At 51.1% G+C, this 15,700-nt stretch carries 15 protein-coding genes and 2 tRNA genes; 8 read left to right on the forward strand and 9 right to left on the reverse strand.

The window, feature by feature from the left end; all coding sequences use genetic code 11:
• Window positions 1-109 precede the first annotated feature (109 nt).
• Window positions 110-2,827 carry an aconitate hydratase AcnA gene (acnA, locus tag MN202_RS03510; protein WP_335734702.1) on the forward strand — a complete coding sequence of 906 codons (2,718 nt, stop codon included), beginning with the start codon at window positions 110-112 and terminating at the stop codon, window positions 2,825-2,827.
• 91 nt (window positions 2,828-2,918) lie between these two features.
• Here the strand turns inward: acnA and MN202_RS03515 are convergent, their stop codons facing one another.
• Window positions 2,919-4,205 (reverse strand): mechanosensitive ion channel family protein, encoded by a 1,287-nt coding sequence (locus tag MN202_RS03515; RefSeq protein WP_335734703.1) that lies wholly within the window; start codon window positions 4,203-4,205, stop codon window positions 2,919-2,921.
• A gap of 160 nt (window positions 4,206-4,365) precedes the next feature.
• On the opposite strand from MN202_RS03515, the gene MN202_RS03520 reads away from it, so the two are divergent.
• The 3 genes from MN202_RS03520 to MN202_RS03530 all read left to right on the forward strand — a co-directional run bounded on the left by MN202_RS03520 (window position 4,366) and on the right by MN202_RS03530 (window position 6,883).
• Complete coding sequence (locus MN202_RS03520; protein ID WP_335734704.1) at window positions 4,366-5,220, forward strand: SPFH domain-containing protein; 855 nt, start codon at window positions 4,366-4,368, stop codon at window positions 5,218-5,220.
• 11 nt (window positions 5,221-5,231) lie between these two features.
• Window positions 5,232-5,432, forward strand: coding sequence for a type II toxin-antitoxin system antitoxin (locus MN202_RS03525; RefSeq protein ID WP_335734705.1), 201 nt, complete (start codon window positions 5,232-5,234; stop codon window positions 5,430-5,432).
• A 104-nt stretch (window positions 5,433-5,536) separates the two neighbouring features.
• Window positions 5,537-6,883 carry an SPFH domain-containing protein gene (locus MN202_RS03530; protein WP_335734706.1) on the forward strand — a complete coding sequence of 449 codons (1,347 nt, stop codon included), beginning with the start codon at window positions 5,537-5,539 and terminating at the stop codon, window positions 6,881-6,883.
• Window positions 6,884-6,905: 22 nt separating this feature from the next.
• On the opposite strand, the gene MN202_RS03535 is transcribed toward MN202_RS03530, so the two are convergent.
• The gene (locus MN202_RS03535) at window positions 6,906-7,808 is read right to left on the reverse strand and encodes an AEC family transporter (protein WP_335734707.1); all 903 of its coding nucleotides are present in this window, start codon (window positions 7,806-7,808) and stop codon (window positions 6,906-6,908) included.
• On the reverse strand, window positions 7,808-8,077 hold the full coding sequence (locus MN202_RS03540) for a GIY-YIG nuclease family protein (RefSeq protein ID WP_335734708.1): 270 nt from the start codon (window positions 8,075-8,077) through the stop codon (window positions 7,808-7,810). The genes MN202_RS03535 and MN202_RS03540 overlap by 1 nt, the downstream gene beginning before the upstream one ends.
• Window positions 8,078-8,153: 76 nt before the next feature.
• On the opposite strand from MN202_RS03540, the gene MN202_RS03545 reads away from it, so the two are divergent.
• The 3 genes from MN202_RS03545 (at window position 8,154) to MN202_RS03555 (ending at window position 10,631) form a co-directional block, all read left to right on the forward strand.
• On the forward strand, window positions 8,154-9,404 hold the full coding sequence (locus MN202_RS03545; protein WP_335734709.1) for a DEAD/DEAH box helicase: 1,251 nt from the start codon (window positions 8,154-8,156) through the stop codon (window positions 9,402-9,404).
• Window positions 9,405-9,522: 118 nt separating this feature from the next.
• On the forward strand, window positions 9,523-9,921 hold the full coding sequence (locus tag MN202_RS03550) for an antitoxin Xre-like helix-turn-helix domain-containing protein (RefSeq protein ID WP_335734710.1): 399 nt from the start codon (window positions 9,523-9,525) through the stop codon (window positions 9,919-9,921).
• Window positions 9,915-10,631 (forward strand): RES family NAD+ phosphorylase, encoded by a 717-nt coding sequence (locus MN202_RS03555; protein WP_335734711.1) that lies wholly within the window; start codon window positions 9,915-9,917, stop codon window positions 10,629-10,631. The genes MN202_RS03550 and MN202_RS03555 overlap by 7 nt, the downstream gene beginning before the upstream one ends.
• A 9-nt stretch (window positions 10,632-10,640) precedes the next feature.
• On the opposite strand, the gene ppiC is transcribed toward MN202_RS03555, so the two are convergent.
• The 4 genes from ppiC to MN202_RS03575 form a co-directional block, all read right to left on the reverse strand.
• Window positions 10,641-10,919 carry a peptidylprolyl isomerase PpiC gene (gene ppiC / locus MN202_RS03560; RefSeq protein WP_335734712.1) on the reverse strand — a complete coding sequence of 93 codons (279 nt, stop codon included), beginning with the start codon at window positions 10,917-10,919 and terminating at the stop codon, window positions 10,641-10,643.
• A gap of 208 nt (window positions 10,920-11,127) precedes the next feature.
• Window positions 11,128-12,240 (reverse strand): agmatine deiminase, encoded by a 1,113-nt coding sequence (gene aguA / locus MN202_RS03565; RefSeq protein WP_335734713.1) that lies wholly within the window; start codon window positions 12,238-12,240, stop codon window positions 11,128-11,130.
• Entirely contained in the window at window positions 12,241-13,137 is an 897-nt protein-coding gene (aguB, locus tag MN202_RS03570) for an N-carbamoylputrescine amidase (RefSeq protein ID WP_472511562.1), read from the reverse strand.
• 185 nt (window positions 13,138-13,322) lie between these two features.
• Window positions 13,323-13,955 (reverse strand): peroxiredoxin-like family protein, encoded by a 633-nt coding sequence (locus MN202_RS03575; protein WP_335734714.1) that lies wholly within the window; start codon window positions 13,953-13,955, stop codon window positions 13,323-13,325.
• 145 nt (window positions 13,956-14,100) lie between these two features.
• Between MN202_RS03575 and MN202_RS03580 the strand changes: the two genes are divergently transcribed.
• Complete coding sequence (locus MN202_RS03580) at window positions 14,101-15,285, forward strand: FAD-dependent monooxygenase (RefSeq protein WP_335734715.1); 1,185 nt, start codon at window positions 14,101-14,103, stop codon at window positions 15,283-15,285.
• Between the two features lie 202 nt (window positions 15,286-15,487).
• Here MN202_RS03580 and MN202_RS03585 read toward each other — a convergent pair.
• Window positions 15,488-15,562: transfer RNA gene (locus MN202_RS03585), tRNA-Gln, on the reverse strand.
• Between the two features lie 63 nt (window positions 15,563-15,625).
• Window positions 15,626-15,700, reverse strand: a tRNA-Gln gene (locus MN202_RS03590).

The following is a 15,700-nucleotide window of genomic DNA, read 5'->3' on the forward strand; positions in this document are numbered from 1 at the left end:
AACCGGTGCTGTGCATCCCTTCTGGCTCCCCGCTCACCGAATACGCCTAGTACCCTGGTGCTGATGAACTACACTGAAGTCACGCACAACCATCAGTACGAGGTATGTTATGACCACGCCTAATCCCTTTGCCGATAACCTTAGTGTCGGGCAGCAGCATTATCAGATTTTCAGTTTAAGCAAAGCCGCAGCCAAATTTGGCGATATCAGCCGGCTGCCATTTTCGTTAAAAGTGTTATTAGAAAACCTGCTGCGTAATCTGGACGGTGATACGGTAACCGAAGCTGATATACAGGCGCTGGTTGACTGGCAAAAAACCGGCAGCTCGGAGCGCGAAATTGCGTTTAGGCCGGCGCGGGTACTGATGCAGGATTTTACCGGCGTGCCGGCAGTCGTTGATTTAGCCGCCATGCGCGCAGCAGTAGCGGCGTTGGGAGAAGATCCCGACAAGGTAAACCCGTTATCGCCTGTAGATTTAGTCATTGACCACTCAGTGATGGTAGACCGCTATGCCACTGAGCAAGCGTTTAGCGAAAACGTTGATATTGAAATGCAGCGCAACCATGAGCGTTATGCCTTTTTACGTTGGGGCGCTAAGGCATTTGCCAATTTTAGGGTGGTGCCGCCGGGTACCGGTATTTGCCATCAGGTAAATCTGGAGTATTTAGGCCAAAGTGTCTGGGCGCAGCAAACCGACGAAGGGATGCAGGCCTATCCGGATACTTTGGTAGGTACCGACTCACATACTACGATGATCAATGCGCTGGGTATTTTGGGCTGGGGTGTCGGCGGCATTGAAGCCGAAGCGGCTATGCTGGGCCAGCCGGTGTCGATGATTATTCCTGATGTGGTGGGCTTTGAGTTTACCGGCACTTTGCCAGCCGGAATTACAGCTACCGACTTAGTGCTGACAGTGACACAAATACTGCGCAAGCATGGTGTGGTGGGCAAGTTTGTTGAGTTTTTCGGCGCTGGCCTGGCGCAGTTATCTCTGGCTGATCGCGCTACTATCGCTAATATGGCACCGGAATATGGGGCGACCTGCGGTTTTTTTCCGGTTGATCAGATCACGCTGGATTATATGCAACTTACCGGACGGGATGATGCGGTTATTGCCAGGGTTGAAGCTTATTGCCAGGCACAGGGCCTGTGGCGGCAAGACGCTGGCGAGCTGATATTCACCGACCGGCTGCATCTTGATCTAAGTAGCATAGAGCCATCTTTAGCCGGGCCGAAACGGCCGCAGGACAGAGTTACACTGCGTGGATTAAAACAGCACTGTGATGATGTGATAGCGCTGGACGTTAAACAAACTAAGCAGCGCGAAGCCGAGCTTGTAAATGAAGGCGGTGGCCAGATAAAAGCTGACCCTGTCGAATCAGGCTTTGAACTGGACGGAGCGCGGATAAAACTGGACGACCATGCTGTGGTTATCGCCGCTATTACGTCCTGCACTAATACTTCTAACCCCAGCGTATTAATGGCCGCCGGCCTGTTAGCTAAACACGCGGTAGAAAAAGGCTTAAAACGCCAGCCCTGGGTTAAAAGCTCACTGGCACCGGGGTCTAAAGTGGTAACACGCTACCTGCAACAGGCCGGACTAATGCAGCCGCTGCAGCAGCTTGGTTTTCATCTGGTTGGTTATGGCTGCACTACGTGTATTGGTAATTCCGGCCCGTTGCTAAAGCCGATTGAACAGGCTATCAGCAAAGCTGATCTGAATGTATCGGCTGTATTATCCGGTAACCGTAATTTTGAAGGCCGCATTCATCCGTTAGTTAAATCTAACTGGCTGGCGTCGCCGCCATTGGTGGTGGCCTATGCCCTGGCCGGCACGGTCAATATAGATTTAACCAGCCAACCGCTGGGGCGGGATAAAGACGGTAACGAGGTGTACTTAAAGGATATCTGGCCCAGCAGCCAGCAGATAGCCGATGAAGTTGCCAAGGTACAAAGTAGTATGTTCAGTAAAGAATATGCCAAAGTGTTTGATGGCGATGCCAGTTGGCAATCTATTGAGGTACCTAAGGCGAAAACCTATGCCTGGCCCGAGTCGACTTACATCCGCCAGCCGGATTTTTTCCGCGCGTTAACGCGTAAACCCAAGCCGGTAAGCGATATTGTGCATGCAAGGCTGTTGGCCATATTGGGAGACTCAGTCACGACAGATCATATTTCACCGGCTGGCTCCATTAAACTGAACAGCCCGGCCGGTGAGTACCTGTCTGAGCATGGCATAGATAAAGCCGACTTTAATTCCTATGGTTCACGGCGCGGTAATCATGAGGTGATGGTGCGGGGCACCTTTGCCAATGTCCGTATTCGCAACGAAATGCTGCCTGGCAGCGAAGGCGGGGTAACAAAACATTTTCCGTCTGGCGAAACCATGGCTATTTTTGATGCCGCCATGCGTTATCAGCAACAACAGCTGCCGTTAATTGTTGTGGCAGGCAAGGAGTATGGTACAGGTTCATCGCGCGATTGGGCCGCCAAAGGAACGTTAATGCTGGGGGTCAGAGCGGTACTGGCTGAGTCGTTTGAGCGTATTCACCGCTCTAATTTAATTGGTATGGGCGTACTACCGCTGCAATTCCCGCCTGGTACAAACAGGAAAACACTAAAGTTAACCGGGGCGGAAAACTTTACGCTACGGGGCCTGAACCACCTTAAGCCGCGGCAAAAGCTGGAACTGATCATTACTTATGCTGACGGCGAGAAACAGGAAGTCGAAGTGCATTGCCGTATCGACACCGGCAATGAGCTGGCCTATTACCAGCATGGTGGGATTTTACATTACGTGCTGCGCCGGATGATAGGTGAAGCCTGATGTAACTTAGAGCGCCTGCCAACTGGCAGGCGCTAAGCTCAGGTTATTGTTATTGTTATTGTTATTGTTATTGTTATTGTTATTGTTATTGTTATTGTGCCGGTGGCAGTGAGCCCGACTTAATATGCAGATCGCGCTGTGGGTAAGGTATGGTAATAGCGGCCTGTTTAAAGGCGCGCCAAATGGCGATATTGATGTCAGATCTGACCGTATCGGCACCGTATTCCGGATCAGCAATCCATACCCGCAACTCCAGCTCAATACCGCTGTCGGCAAAGTTTTTCAACATCACGGTAGGCGCCGGATCATTCAGCACCCGTGTTGATTTATTCGCGCACTGTAGCATTAACGCCATGGCCTGCTCGGGGTCGTCATCGTAGCTTACCTGTACCAGAATTTTTACCCGCACATTGCGGTCTTCATAGCTCCAGTTAATGACTTCTGAGGTAATCAGGTTTTCATTCGGGATCAGCGTATCTACCCCCTCGCGGTTACGCACCACCACATAGCGGGCTTTTAATTCGTGCACCCAACCAAAATTTTCACCAACGGAGATCACATCACCCGGTTTAACACTGCGATCCAGCACCAGTATAAAACCGCTGATAAAGTTTGACGCAATACGCTGCAAGCCAAAACCCAGGCCTACACCCAGGGCGCCGCCAAATACCGCCAGCGAGCTAAGGTTAATCCCCACTGCGTTTAAGGCGATTAAAAAGGCGATGGTAATAAGTAAAAACTTACTGAACTTACTAAAACCCACCTGCATGCTGGGGCTGATGTGTTTGGCTTTTTTTAATTGCTGGTTTAACAATTCGGCCAGCCACAGCGCCAGCGTAAAAGCCAGAATAATCACCAGTGTTAGTTTTACCGCCCCAAGCAGTGAGATGCGGCTGTCGCCAAGATCAAAGCCCATAGCGTCCATCAGCTGCATTAAAGGGGTTAACCAGCCAGCCAAGTGCAGTACCACGAGCAACCAGATCGTCACGGCAATAACCGGCTCTGCCGACTTAACCAGCGGGCTGGATAAAAAAGCTTTGCGTAAGATGTAAACCAGCAAGCGGATCACGCCCAGCGCCAGGCTTATCGGAATAAGCAACTGCAACAGCTGATGGCTAAGCTGATAACTACTGAATACTTCACGGCTCAAAGCCAACAATGCCGCCAGGCTGAATGGCAACAGAATTCGCTGAGAGCTGCGCATCGCCACATGACGTAAGCCCTGGCCGCCGCTGTCGTTTAAACGCTGGCCGAGAAAGCGGTTTATTAGTACAGCCACGCCAATGCTCAGTGCAATTGCCGCCAACTGATACCAGAGTGAAGCCTGTTGTAACTGCAGCAATAACTGCTGCCACTGTGTAAGAAGTTTTTCCAGCATAGTTTTTTCAGTTGTCTAAGTTATTGTTTTACCTTAGCAGAAAAGCGCGCTTGCGCCCATTGTTCTGTGCCGGTTGAACAGAGATCAGCAGAATAGTTGCGTTTTATTAAATATGCGCTAAAGTGATATCAAATTAATATCATTGTAATTGAGGTTAGCTATGTTGCAAGAACGTATGATTAACAGTAAAGGTGGCTTTGGCATGATTGGCGTGCTGTTGCTGGCACAGCTGGCGGCGCTGGCCGGGGTTGCGGTGTTGCCGGTGACACTGAAAATAATTGCCTTAGTGCTGGCCATAGTGGTGTTTGTTTGCTGGTTTGGTTTTTATATGGTGCATCCTAACCAGTCAGCGGTATTGCAGTTGTTTGGCCGCTATGTCGGTACTGACCTGAATAACGGCTTACGCTGGTCGAACCCTTTATACAGCAAGCAAAAAGTGTCGCTTAGGGTACGTAACTTTGAAAGCAGCAAAATGAAGGTTAACGACAATGCCGGCAACCCGGTAGAAATTGCTGCCGTAGTGGTGTGGAAAGTGATCGACAGCGCTGAGGCGGTGTTTGAAGTCGATAACTATGAGAATTTCGTTAATATCCAAAGTGAATCTGCTATCCGGCATTTAGCCTCCAGCTATGCCTATGACGCCGGTAATGACGAAGCTATTAGCCTGCGCAGCAGCACCGATGAAGTGACAGAGCTATTAAAGCAGGAAATTCAGGCCCGGCTGAATAAAGCCGGCGTGCAGGTGCTGGAAGCGCGGATCAGCCACCTGGCTTATGCGCCGGAAATTGCCAGTGCTATGCTGCAACGTCAGCAAGCCGCTGCCATAGTGGCCGCCCGCCAGCAAATAGTCGAAGGGGCTGTCGGTATGGTAGAAACTGCATTACAGCGCTTGTCTGAGCGCAATGTGGTTGAGCTGGATGATGAACGTAAAGCAGCGATGGTCAGTAATTTGCTGGTGGTATTGTGCGGTGATCATCACGTGCAACCTATAGTCAATGCCGGCACGCTATATTAACGGGAGCTGTTGTGGCGAAAAAAGCCTTTGCCTTACGCCTGGATGAAGCCATGCTCAGCGCCTTACAGCGCTGGGCAGATGATGAGTTTCGCAGCATTAACGGCCAGATAGAATACCTGTTACATCAGGCACTGCAAAAAAACGGCCGTTTACCAGCTAAAGCCGCTAAGGCGGTATCTGCGGTTGAGGATGTTAAAGACCAGGATAGTTAAGCTGTGGTGTTGTGTTTTTTATGTAAAATAATGATTTCCTGCTGATTTGGCTGGCGCTATAATCGCGCCGCTTATGGACGACTATCAGTATGGAGATCAGATTAATGCAGTTGCCCCCCGCGATAAAATTACTTAGTAAAAGCCTGATTGGCGCCCTGGTTGGCTTACTGGCCATTATTTTTGTGTTAAGCCGCTCGGTTTTTTATGCCGAGCCGGGTTATGTCTACCATGTACGCACTATCTTAGGTGCCGAACACGTGGTGAGTGATGTTGGTTATCAGTTTTTCTTTTTTGGCCGCTGGAATGCCTGGAAGCGTTCGCTTACCGTGCAGGCGGTAACCGGTGGCTCTGATGTTATGGATTATGCCGAAGTAGAAAACTCCGAAGACAGCGCGGCCTTACCGCCGCAAAACATCATGTTTTTAGATCAGGTGGATGCCAATGCCCAGGCCACAGTGCGGTTTTTAATTCCTACCGACGAACTGGCTTTTACCCGCTTAGCGCACGAGTACCGCACGCCGGAAAACTTGTTGCGTACTGCACTGATCCCGGCGTTTAAAGAAACGCTGCAGGCCAATGCATCACTGATGAGTGCTGAAGAATACTACTCTGGCGGCCGGACGGAATTTAACAATGAGTTTGAAAACCAGATGACCAACGGCATTTATGTGGTGCGCCGGGAAGAAGAAAATCTGGCGCAGTTACGCCGGCAAAAAGGCACCGCCAATGTTGCGCTGGGTACCGAGCAGGAAGATTTTGGTGATGAGACCCGGGTGACCTTTGTCGTAAACAAGGTGCGCGACAGTGAAGGTCAGCCACTGCGTAAACGGCAGAAATTTGTCGATTACGGTATAACGGTAGTTGATGCCCGTATTACGCAAATGAACCCAAATCAGCGCTTTGTTGAACGTATGCAGCTAAAGCAAAAAGCTTCAGCCGACAGGGCTATTGCCCGCGAACAGCGTATTCAGGAAGAAGAGCAGCGTTTACTGGCGATTTCGCGTGGTGAGCGTGAAGTGGCAGAACGTCAGGCAAAAGCCAAGGTAGAGCAAATTCAAGCCACCACTGAAGCCGATACGCAGAAGCAACTGGCAATAACCGAAGCAGAAAAACTGCAGGCGCAGGCTAATATTCAGCGTGAAACGGCAAAAATTAACCTGGAAAAAGCTGAGATTGAAGCGCAAACGCTAAGAACCCTGGCAGAAGCCGAAGCTTACCAGAAGAAGGTGATCTTGCAGGCCGATAACGCCTTAGCGCAAAAGCTGGATGCGGAAATTCAAATTCAGCGCATCTGGGCAGAATCTTTTGCCAAGCGCAAAGTACCGCAATATGTGTTTGGCGCAAATGGCAATACGCCAACCGGCAGCGACAGCGAAGCGCGCATGTTTATGCAAATGCTGACCATGGATGCGGCCAAGCGCTTAAGCTATGAGCGTGACTTGAAAAAGTAATGCCTATTGCTGGCCGAAAAAGTTAGTGCAACAACCAGGACACCAGCGGCAGCGTTAATAAACCGGCCAGAATACCTAAGCCGATAATGCCGCTGACCAGGCGGGGCGCCATCCCCGCCATTATGGCGATAGCACCGGCTGAGATCATCGGCGGCATCGCTGCCTGAAATATACTGATATTTACCGCTGTACCGCTGTAACCCAGGCCAAACCACAACAACGCCGCTAATGCTGGCATCATCACCAGCTTAATAGCCAGTGCACTCAGTAGCGGTGATACCTCGGCCTTGCTGAATTTTACGGTTAAGGCAAAGCCCACCGCCACCATCACTACCGGCACCAGGGTTTCCGCTAAGTTATCAATCAGCTGTGTTGCCAGCGGCGGGTATTCTGTGTCGCGCAGCAGCAAACCCAGCGCCAGCGCAATAAAAGACGGAAAGGTGACAATTTTCAGCGTGATGCCCTTCACTGTTGGTTTGGCAGCGGTAGGGCTATACAGCGCAGCAATAATGGTAACGTAGGTAGCAAGCGCAATAAAAGAGCCAACCTGGTCGTACACTACAGCGTATGGCATAGCACTGCTGCCAAATAAGGCCTCAGTCATCGGAAAACCTAAAAATGAGGTATTCCCCAGCGGCAATACGATCAATAAGGCTCCGGTAACCTCGCGTGACCAGTGTAGTACTTTACTGAGCATTAATACGCTGGTCACCACTGCCAATAACAAAAACCACGGCGTGATAGCGGGTATTAGCAACTCGGCAGAAAACTGCAGCTGCGGCACATTTTTTAAAATCAGTGCCGGCAGAGCGACATAAAGCACATACATATTCAGCGCTATGCCGCTGTTTTCGGGCATGGTGGGCAGACGGCGCAGTAATACGCCTATCAGCAGATAGGCCAGTACCAGTAGAAAATTATCCATCAGATCTCACTTTGGTTGAACTGTGCCACTAAGGCCAGTTTGGCGCTTCTGGGTAGCTGTTTTAGTTGATATTCGGCTTTGGCAGCAGCGCTTTTATCGCTCAGGCTTTGGCTGTAAACCAGGGTTAACGGCCCTTTGCCGCGTAATGCCTTGGCGCCACCGGCCAGCTCGCCGCTGTGCTGGCGCAGGCGGCGTTGTGGGTCGGTACTGATGCCGGTATAAAGCGTTCCTGCGGCGGTTTGCACCATATACAAATACCAGCTGCTCACCGTGCTAACTCCGAAGCCTGCTGTTCTGCTATACTGCGGCCGTTATTTAGCTGGCTTTGGCAAAACAGGAATTTTAATGTCATTTCAATCTCTCGCGCTGGCGGCGCCTATATTACGTGTACTGTCAGAGCAAGGTTATGCTGCAGCCACACCTGTGCAGTTGCAAAGCATACCGGTTATTCTGGCTGGCAAAGATGTGTTAGCCGGGGCGCAAACCGGTACCGGTAAAACCGCAGCCTTTACTTTACCCTTGCTGCAGCAGATGCTCAATGCACCTAAGGTCGTAGCGCCGAATCAGGTGCGGGTGCTGGTGCTAACGCCAACCCGCGAGCTGGCGCAACAAGTGTATGATAATGTGCGCAAGTATAGCCAGTACCTTGATAGTCGTTCGGCGGTGTTTTACGGCGGCGTATCGATACGGCCGCAATATGACGAAGCAGAGCAGGGGCTGGATATATTAGTGGCCACACCGGGCCGGCTAATTGATCACTTACACCAGAAAACCGTGGATTTATCAGCGCTGGAAGTATTGGTGCTGGATGAAGCCGACCGCATGTTGGATATGGGCTTTATTGTTGATATAAAACGCATTATGGCCAAACTACCGGCTAAACGGCAAACGCTGCTGTTTTCTGCTACATACTCCAACGACATTAAGCAGCTGGCCGATGAATTGCTTAACAGCCCACAGCTGATTGAAGTGGCGGCCACCAACGCCACCGCCGAGCGGGTAGAGCAGCAAGCCTATTTAGTGGACCGTCACCGTAAGCGCGAGCTGCTATCGCATGTGATAGGCCGTAACAACTGGCCACAGGTACTGGTGTTTGTCCGCACTAAACATGGCGCCGACCGCTTGGCGAAACAGCTGGCAAAAGATGGCTTAAAAAGCGCGGCTATTCATGGCGATAAAAGCCAGGGTGCCCGTACTAAAGCACTGGCAGATTTTAAAGCCGGTAGCGTACGTATTTTAGTCGCCACCGATATTGCCGCCCGTGGTTTGGATATCAACGAGCTGCCCTATGTGGTGAACTATGATTTGCCGCAGGTGCCGGAAGACTATGTACACCGGATCGGCCGCACCGGGCGCGCTGGCAACAGTGGTGTGGCGCTGACGCTGATCACACCGGACGAAATTAAAGCCCTGCAGGATATCGAGCGGCTTATTCAACAGGTTATCACGGCTAAGGTACTGCCGGGTTATGAACACGACCCGACTTATGTTACGCCAGAGCAGGCGCAGGCCAGGCATGGCGACGGGCCGAAAAAGCCAATGAAAAAGGGCAATTTAAAAGCCAAACTTCGCGCTAAGGCGTTGGGTAAAGCCTGACATTAAGCTAAAAGCAGACGCTAATGTCTGCTTTTTTTGGTCAAAATTAGTCTCTGTATAGACATTAAATTAATATAAGTCTATATTGATAGTTAAACGAATTGGCCATGAGGTAGTTATGCAGGCGGTACAGCTTGATAGACAAAGTCAGCGTAATGTGGCTGCAACCGGGCTTAAAACGGTGTTGGCTATTTTGGATAAATGGCAATGCACGCCTGAGCAAATTCAGCGTATTTTGCAAATTTCTAAAGCGGCGTATTACAAGTACCGTAACGATCCGCAGTGTGCCAGCCTGACACAAGACCAGATTGAGCGTATTAGCTACCTGCTTAATATCCACAGTTGCTTACGGCTACTGTTCGACAACCCGCAAAACCTGTACGGTTTTATGGCCCTGCCCAACCATAACCCCTATTTTAATGGCAAAAGCCCGCTGGAAGTTATTAGCAGCGGTCAGTTTGCTGCGCTGTATGAAACTTTTAAGCATATCGATGCCTTGCGTGGTGGTATGTGGTAGTAGAGCACGCCGTAAAGCCAGCAGATTTACCTCAGGTTAAACTGCAGCAACAGCGCAGTTACCGGCTGATTAACTCGAAGTATCCGCCAGTATCAGTATTTGACGATGTGGCTGACGCCGATGAGTTTGATGCCTTATTTGCGCTGCAAGCGCTTACTAACCCCAGACTACAGGCGCAAGCAGGTAATTTAGCCTTACTGCCGCGCAGCAGCATTCCGTTTGGTATTACCGGCTGCTCTTATGCGGTGGCCCCCTTTACTCATGTTAACCCGGCGGGTAGCCGTTTTTCTGATGGCCGTTTTGGCGTGCTGTATCTGGCTGACACTGTACAAACCGCTATCAGTGAGGTGGCTTATCATCAACGCCGGTATTGGGCAAAAGTGCCGGGCCTGGCCTACGAGCGTTTTGTGTTTAAAGCGTTAAGTTGTCAGTTTGACGATGTTAGCCTGGCTGATTTAACCAGCTTGCCGCTACAGCATGCGGTTTATCATCCGCAAGATTACAGCGCAGCACGCACACTGGGCATAAGTTTACGCCAGCAGGGCTGTGCCGGCGTACAGTATGGCTCGGTTCGGAATAATGGCGCTTTGTGCTGGGGGTTATTTAGCCCAAAGCCGGTAACTCAGATGCTGCAAAGTGGCCATTATGAAATGATCTGGCAAAACGGCGCTATCAGCGCCATCAACCAGATTGTCAGTTACAGCGAATAGGGCGTTAAATTAGCTGCGATACAGGGTTTTAATCAGATGGAAGCCAAACTGGGTTTTTACCGGGCCTTGCACTTCCAGCAGCGGGCCTTTAAACACCACCTCATCGAAGGCTTTTACCATCTGGCCCTTGCGAAATTCACCTAAGTCGCCGCCTTTTTTACCGGACGGGCACAGCGAATGCTGCTTGGCCAGTTTGCCAAAATCGGCACCTTTGGCTAATTGCTGTTTCAGCTTGTCGGCTTCTTCGCGGGTTTTTACCAATATATGTAAGGCGCAGGCTTTGGACATTCTCGGATCCTTAATGGTACAGGCTATGCGGAGATTGGAACCCCGTTTCGGTCGGCACAGAGTGTCTGAGCGAGTGTATTAACACTCGCGAGTTGCTGTGCCGAGCCGGGGCGGGTGTTGCAATCGGAGCTTGCTGGCTTAATAAGCAAACTCCACGACACCGCAGCTACGTCGCTTCTGCTGTCTTCACGTCAGCAGATTACGTTAATCAGCGAGGCTGCTGTTGGGTAATACAGTGAATATTACCGCCACCTAACAGAATTTCCCGCCCTGGCACAGTAACCACTTTATGCTGTGGATACAGGCTTTGCAGAATTTCTGCCGCCACTTTGTCGTTCGGGTCATCAAAAGTCGGCAGTATTAAGCCGCCATTGCACAAATAGAAGTTGATATAAGAGCCAGCCAGCCGGGCATTCGCCTCGCGCGGGATAGCGCTCATGGTCGCATCTACTGTGGCATACTCTTCCGCTTTGGCAATGATAGGCGCCGGCACTGGCAGCTTATGTACCTTAAGCTTGCGGCCTTTGGCATCGGTTGCTGCTTCCAAGTAATCCAACGCCGCTTTGCTGCGGGCATATTGCGGATCAGTTTCGTCATCCGTCCAGGCCAGCACCACTTCGCCGGGTTTAACAAAGCAGGCCATATTATCAATGTGACCGTCGGTTTCATCGTTAAAAATGCCATCGGTTAACCACAACACTTTGTCGATACCGAGATAATCACGCATCTGCTGCTCGATTTGCTCGCGGTTTAAATGCGGGTTGCGATTGCTGTTCAGCAAGCACTCTTCAGTGGTTAACAGCGTGCCTTCACCATCAACATGAATGGCACCGCCTTCCAGCACAAAACCTTCGGTGCGATAACGCGGCAACTGCTCTATGCCCAGCACCTTGCTGGCGACCTGGTCGTCTTTATCCCACGGGAAGTACAAACCGCCGTTTAAGCCGCCCCAGGCGTTAAAAGTCCAGTCGATGCCACGCACTTCACCTTGTGCATTGGTGACGAAGGTCGGGCCGGTATCGCGGCACCAGGCATCGTTATTGGAAATCTCAACTACCCGGATAGGGAACTTAGTGCCGGCATCGGTCAGTTGCGACAACGCATTAGCATACTGTGCTGCTGAGGCACCTACCGTTACCGGTTCAAAACCGGCAATGGCTTTTATAACAGCAACAAAGGCCTGTTGGGCCGGCTTAGCGCCTAAACGCCAGCTATCGGTGCGCTCGGGCCATACCATCCAGGTTTGCTTGTGCGTGGCCCACTCGGCCGGCATGCTAAAGCCATCGGCGCGCGGTGTACTGTTCAGGGTTGTAAAGGCCACTTAGTTTCCACCTTGCTTAACAGGTTGTTTGGTCTCGCCATCTTTGGTCATTACTGTGCCATAGATATCAATACGACGGTCACGGAAAATACCCCAGGCACGGCGTGTTGCCGCCACGGCGTCTAAATCGAAACTGTGCACCAGCACCGCTTCTTCCGTCTCGCCGGCTTCCTGTACCTTGGCACCGGTTTCATCAGCAATAAAAGAGCTGCCGTAGAAGGTAATATGATAATCGCCTTCGGTTTCAGTACCAATGCGGTTTGACGCAATCAGCGGCATTAAGTTAGCTGCGGCATGGCCTTGCTGAGTGCGTTGCCAGTGATCACGTGAGCTGATGGTCGGATCATGCGGCTCGCTGCCAATAGCGGTAGGGTAGAACAGTAATTCTGCACCCATTAACGCCATGCTGCGGGCGCACTCCGGGAACCATTGATCCCAGCAAATACCGACGCCGATTTTAGCGTACTTAGTGGCGAACACTTTAAAGCCGGTATCACCCGGGGTGAAGTAATACTTTTCGCTGTAGCCCGGGCCATCCGGAATATGGCTCTTACGGTAGGTACCCAGGTTTTCGCCGTCTGCATCGATAATGACAACACTGTTGTACAGGCAGTTACCGGCTTTTTCGTAAATACTGATCGGCAGTACCACATTCAGCTCTTTGGCAATTTTAGTAAAATGCGCCACGGCTTTGTTTTCTGCCACTGTGGTAGCAAAGGCTAAATAGTCTGGTTTTTGTTTCTGGCAGAAATAATTGCGCTCAAACAGCTCCTGCAACAGGATGATTTGCGCACCTTTGGCTGCGGCATCACGTACTAAACGCTCGCCACGGGCAATGTTTTCTTCGACATTCCAACCGCCAATCATTTGGGTGGCAGCAACAGTTACATTACGCATCAGTTATCTCCGGCAGAGGGTAAAACCAACAGGCTAGCATCCGGATGGACACTTGCCAAACAGGGCGCGAAAAATGCCGTATTTTTGCTCTGTCGTCAACGCTTTTTAATAAAAAAACCGCAGCGGAAAACAGTACTCTGTCCGCTGCGGTAAACAGCTGAAAAGCGGGCTGAAAAAAGAGCGCGTTATTGCAGTGCCAGCTCAGCTGCTTTTAGCAGTAATTCGCTGTGCAGCCGGGTTCTAAAGTTGATATGGACATAGTTAAACAGCGCCTCGCCCCGGGTATTAACGATGTATACCGCCGGTACCGGTAGTACCACTTTTTCTGTACCGGCTTCGGTGGTGATCAGGCTGCCGAGTTTGCCTTTATAGGCCGCGGCGGTTTTATCATCCAGATAATACGCCAGGCCAAAGGCTGAGCTGGCGGAAAAGTTAGCGTCGGACAACAGGGTATAGTGTAGTTTGCCGCCGCCGGTATCTTTCAAACTTTTGTTTATAGAGGCAACGCTGTCAGGTGTGATGGCAATGAGCTGGTAACCGAGCTTTTGCAGTTGTGGTTCAATGTCACGTAAAGCGGCGAGTTGTGCATTACAGTATGGGCACCAGCCGCCGCGGTAAAACACCAGTATGGATGGCTTTTGTTGCACTAACTCAGATAGGACCACCGCTTTATTGTCGGCGCCGGTTAAGGTGACAGCCGGTATGGCGAGGCCATTTAGCAGCGGTCTTACCTGCTCAGGTGCAGGGGCAATAACTGTAGCAGCGGAAAGTTTGACACTAAACAACATGGCGCTAAGCGCAATAAGGTAAGTTTTCATAGCGGAGCCTTTAAGTGAATTAAACTAACGACCCACTAAGACAGGGTAAAGCGGGATTTGCTTTCAGGACAACACAAAATAGCGGTTTTCGTTTTTTAACCGCCCTGTCGTACAATGTGGTTATTAATAAATAAGATAAAGCGATATGAGCAGCGACACTTCAAGTACACAGTTTGATATCAGCATCGTCGGTGGCGGTATGGTCGGTGCAGCTATTGCTCTGGCATTAGGTCAGGCCGGCTTGCAGGTGGCTTTGGTAGAACGGCAATTGCCGGCAGACTTTATTGCCGGCAGTCTGCCGGATCTGCGGGTATCGTCTATTAATCTTGCCAGTGAAGCCTGGCTTACAGAGCTGGGGGCCTGGCAAGCGCTGTCTAAAATGCGGCTTTGCCCTTATCAACGACTGCAAGCCTTTGAGCAGCCGCACAGTGTGGTTACCTTTAATGCGGCAGATATTAAGCGCACCCATTTGGGCCATATTGTTGAGAACAACCTACTGCAGCAGGCATTGTGGCAGCAGTTTGGCAGCAAGGTGCAGCTGTTTTGCCCGGCGTCAGTAACGGCACTTGAGCAAAACGCAGATAGCGCTGTACTGACACTGGATAGCGGTAAGCAACTTTGCAGTAAGCTGGTGATTGCCGCCGATGGCGGTAATTCGCAGCTACGCCGGCTAGCAGGTATTGGCAGCAATGGTTGGCAATATCGTCAGGCCTGCTTAGTGGCGTTGGTAAATACGCCATACCCACAGCAGGATGTAACCTGGCAGCAATTTACGCCAACGGGGCCCAAGGCTTTTTTGCCGCTTAATGGCCAGCAAGGCTCAGTGGTATGGTACGAAGAGGCCACAAAAGTAAAACAGCTGGCGGCCCTTAGTCCGGCGCAGTTAACCCAGCAACTGATTAACGCTTTTCCGCCACAAATTGGTGAGGTGCAGGTGGTCGCCAGCTCCTGGTTCCCATTGGCGCGCATGGATGCTAACCGTTACTACGCCGGCCGTGTGGTGCTGGCCGGTGATGCAGCCCATACTATTAATCCGTTGGCAGGTCAGGGCGTCAACCTTGGGTTTGCTGACGCTAAATTATTAACAGAGCTGATTATCGACGCCCGGCGGCATAATGACGATATTGGCAGTGTGCAGCTGCTACAACGTTATCAGCGTAAACGTAAGCCGGCTAATTTGCTGATGATGAGCGCGATGGATGGCTTTTATCAGGTGTTTGGCAATGATATTGCGCCACTTCGCACTGTACGTCAGTTGGCGTTGAGCGTTGCTTCCCGCAGCACGCTGCTTAAAACGCTGGTGGCGCGTTATGCGGTGGGTTCGGAATAAGCAGGGAACCTTAGTCCAGCGATACGGTTGCAACACCTACAGTGCTCGCCACAGCAACTCGTCCTTATGCCTACGGCAGGACTCAGACACTCTGTGGCTGTGCGCTGCAGGGTTCCAACCTTCTCTCAATCGCAGATTCGAACTCTTTTGACACAGCCGCAGAAAAGCAAAAACCCAGCATAAGCTGGGTTTTACTGTTTAATGGCAGGGGCGGCTGGATTCGAACCAACGCATGGCGGGATCAAAACCCGCTGCCTTACCGCTTGGCTACGCCCCTACTGAAACTTTGGTGTGATCGTCGTTCGGCAGGATGTGACTAAAACTACGTTCACTGAATTAATGGCAGGGGCGGCTGGATTCGAACCAACGCATGGCGGGATCAAAACCCGCTGCCTTACCGCTTGGCTACGCCCCT

Origin of the sequence: Rheinheimera muenzenbergensis (assembly GCF_036984005.1) — a bacterium.
GTDB classification, from domain to species: domain Bacteria; phylum Pseudomonadota; class Gammaproteobacteria; order Enterobacterales; family Alteromonadaceae; genus Alishewanella; species Alishewanella muenzenbergensis.